The sequence below is a fragment of the Kluyvera georgiana ATCC 51603 genome, assembly GCF_001654985.1.
GTDB lineage: Bacteria > Pseudomonadota > Gammaproteobacteria > Enterobacterales > Enterobacteriaceae > Kluyvera > Kluyvera georgiana.
Genome location: NZ_LXEU01000105.1, coordinates 1 through 2,888 on the forward strand (window position 1 = coordinate 1; position 2,888 = coordinate 2,888).

Consider the following 2,888-nt stretch of genomic DNA (forward strand, 5'->3'; position numbering starts at 1 on the left):
GGAAGAAGCCCGCAGTGATATTTTTGATTACATCGAAATGTTTTATAACAGTAAGCGTCGGCATGGTTCTAGCGAACAGATGTCACCGACAGAATATGAAAACCAGTATTATCAACGGCTCGGAAGTGTCTAGATTATCCGTGGCGATTCAGTGAAGTAAATGTACGACAGACCTAATGTGAGAAAAGGGAGGTATCTCAAAATTCACAACATGCTGATTTCTGTGACCGCATGAGTGAACCATGAAGTAATAGACCTATGGAGGTTATTTAACATAATCTTTGTTATATGTACTTGAATTTAAAGGCATTTGTGTTTTAATCATTCATTGTGCGCACTGGGTTTTGGCTTGGTATGAGCTCCAATTGGCCTCAGATAATTGCGACACAGAAGCTGTCTTGTCTACTACAATCCGTTCAATAAGTTACGAAGTTTGCTGACTACAGTTTTGGCCCGGGTCAAATCTATCAGTTTGGTGACTCTTCTTTCCAATACACGCTATCATGTGGACTTACATTGTATGTGCCTTTATCTTGTAAGCCCTTGCAGTATTGGCCATCCACCGTCACAATTTAATCTGGTGGCTCTGGTTCATTTTTCGGGTGGTTTGTTACTTTTACCGTTGATGTTCCAGGGCTACCGACCTCTGCATATTACGTTTACATCTCTCTTGCTCGTTTACCCTCCAGATTTCAATCCGCTAGAATCGTTCCTGTTTAACACACTCGTAATTCACTTTTTATAGTCATTTCGCGGACATTAAATGTGCGCTACAGGTGCGCATTCCTTGCTTCATGATAGCTTACTATCTAAAATGACTGGGATTTTCGATACTTTTGAACATTTTAATGAGGTATATACCATGATGAACATCGCTTGTGATGACGGCTCAACGAACGTAAAACTTGCTTGGGTTGAGAATGGTGAAATCAAAACCCATGTTTCGCAGAATGCCTTCCGCGAAGGCTGGGCAACTCCCCTTGCATTTGGTGGTAAAACTATCCACAACTATCTTATTGATGGGCGGAAATTTACCCACGACATTGGCTCAACATCTGCAATTACAACAACCCATACCTCTTTCCAGTTCGACGCTGTTAGTCGTGTAGCAATTCATCATGCTCTTTTGACGTCCGGGCTTGAGCCACAGGACGTTGAACTTACAGTGACTCTACCGGTGGCCATGTTCTTCACGAGCGATGCACAGTTGAACGAAGCTAACATTGAAAAGAAAAAGGCCAACGTCATGGGCCCAATAAGCCTGAATAACGGCGAAACTTTTCATGTTGTAAAAGTTAACGTAATGCCTGAATCAGTACCTGCGGCTGAATATCTGATTGACCCTAAAACAACCACGCAGCTTACACGAACCCTGGTTGTCGATCTGGGGGGGACAACCCTAGACCTGGCCATCATTCAGGGGGCAATGGAGGGCATATCCGATATCTTTGGCAACAGCGATGTTGGCGTTTCACGAGTGACGAAAGCTGTTATGGCAGCGCTCCAGGATGCCCAGTCTCCAAGCAGTTATGCCATTGCAGATATCATCATTAAAAACCGTCATGATAGAGATCTGATTGCTTCTGCGGTCAATGATCACTCTAAAATCGATGCCATCATTGCTGTTATCGATTCTGAGTCGAAAAATCTGGCCGAAGCTGTTGCAGCTGATATCCGTCGTCAGAATAGCGTCCACAAAATCATCCTGGCCGGTGGCGGTGCTGAGCTCATCCATTCTCATATTGTCGAGCTATTCCCTAAGCTGGATGTCATCAAAGCGCCTGACGCGCAGCTCGCGCTCGTCAAAGCTATGGCAAGCGTCTAAACGAGGTCATGTGATGGAAGAAGATAAACGTTTACTCGTCTGGCTCCGGCCCGGCAATAATCCAGAAGACGGTAAAGCTCTTGATATTATGGAGCGCTTACCCCGACGCTCCCGGGGGGAATTTTACCGTAAGGCACTGGTAATAGCCTCTGCCTTGCATGAGCTCGACCCTCGGTTAATTAATTTGCTGGCAGCGCAAACTACGACATCGTTTAATGCCGAAACGCTGAGCAACATCCTGTCGCAAACGCTGGGCATAGCCGTTGAACGGAATTCTTCATCAGTGGAAACCCAGGCCACAGGTATCCGAGCAGCAACCACCATTGATTCGGATAAGCCTGCTGAGCAGAAAGAACAAATTCCTAAACCCTCCCTGATGATGCAAAACCTCAAACGTTGAATCAGAACCGGCTACTAGTAGCCGGTTTACTCACCTTGCTCGGTTAACAGGCTCAGGTAGATCCGCAACCCCTTATCCAGTGACTCTCTAATGGCATCTGCTGCTGCCCCTGCATCCCTGTTTGAAAGTGCGAGTTCAAGCGACGAGAAAAATATTGGCCATTTCTCCTCCGAGTCAGATTCGAACGTGTAACTCAGAGTTGGCCCCAGGTTAATCCAAAGTTGGGTGACGATTTTGAAAAATTCAGGCAGATCGGCGTGTATGTAAAGCTTCAGCCGTAGAGTGAGGTTGAGCTGGTGTGCCAGATAAACATCCCTTCGATCATATGCTGAACGCAGCTTTTGGCACATAGATAGGCATTCTTCAAAGCTCTTGTCATCCATATTCAGTACGGCCTTTTCTGCCAGTTCTGGCTCAATCAATCGCCTCATTCTCATGTATTCGTTGAACTGCTCACTGGTGATGACGGGCACGAAAAAGGCATGTGATGGGGTCAAAGCAAGAGCACTACTGGCAGACAAACGTATCAGGCTTTCACGGACGGGCGTGACGCTCATTTTCATAGCATCGGCGATGTTTTTTGTTACCACCTTATCACCGGGCTTGAGGTAGCCGAGGATAAGTGCGCATTTAAGGCGATCTTCAACTCGTCTCGTTAAGCTA

Annotated in this window: 4 protein-coding genes; 3 read left to right on the forward strand and 1 reads right to left on the reverse strand. The window is 46.1% G+C overall.

Annotated elements, in window-relative coordinates:
- The 3 genes from M989_RS23485 to M989_RS23495 all read left to right on the forward strand — a co-directional run.
- Positions 1-133: IS3 family transposase (locus M989_RS23485; RefSeq protein WP_142512731.1), on the forward strand; the 133-nt coding region annotated here is incomplete at its 5' end.
- 729 nt (positions 134-862) lie between these two features.
- Positions 863-1,825 carry a plasmid segregation protein ParM domain-containing protein gene (gene parM / locus M989_RS23490; protein WP_046499539.1) on the forward strand — a complete coding sequence of 321 codons (963 nt, stop codon included), beginning with the start codon at positions 863-865 and terminating at the stop codon, positions 1,823-1,825.
- Between the two features lie 13 nt (positions 1,826-1,838).
- Positions 1,839-2,225, forward strand: coding sequence for a plasmid partitioning/stability family protein (locus tag M989_RS23495; protein WP_046499110.1), 387 nt, complete (start codon positions 1,839-1,841; stop codon positions 2,223-2,225).
- A 26-nt stretch (positions 2,226-2,251) separates the two neighbouring features.
- Here M989_RS23495 and M989_RS25375 read toward each other — a convergent pair.
- A partial coding sequence (locus M989_RS25375; RefSeq protein WP_083965195.1) for a GntR family transcriptional regulator occupies positions 2,252-2,888 on the reverse strand: 637 nt, incomplete at its 5' end.

Excerpts from the sequence above, each read along its gene's own strand:
- parM (WP_046499539.1), top strand. The coding sequence starts at position 863 with ATGATGAACATCGCTTGTGATGACGGCTCAACGAACGTAAAACTTGCT.
- M989_RS23495 (WP_046499110.1), top strand. The coding sequence starts at position 1,839 with ATGGAAGAAGATAAACGTTTACTCGTCTGGCTCCGGCCCGGCAATAAT.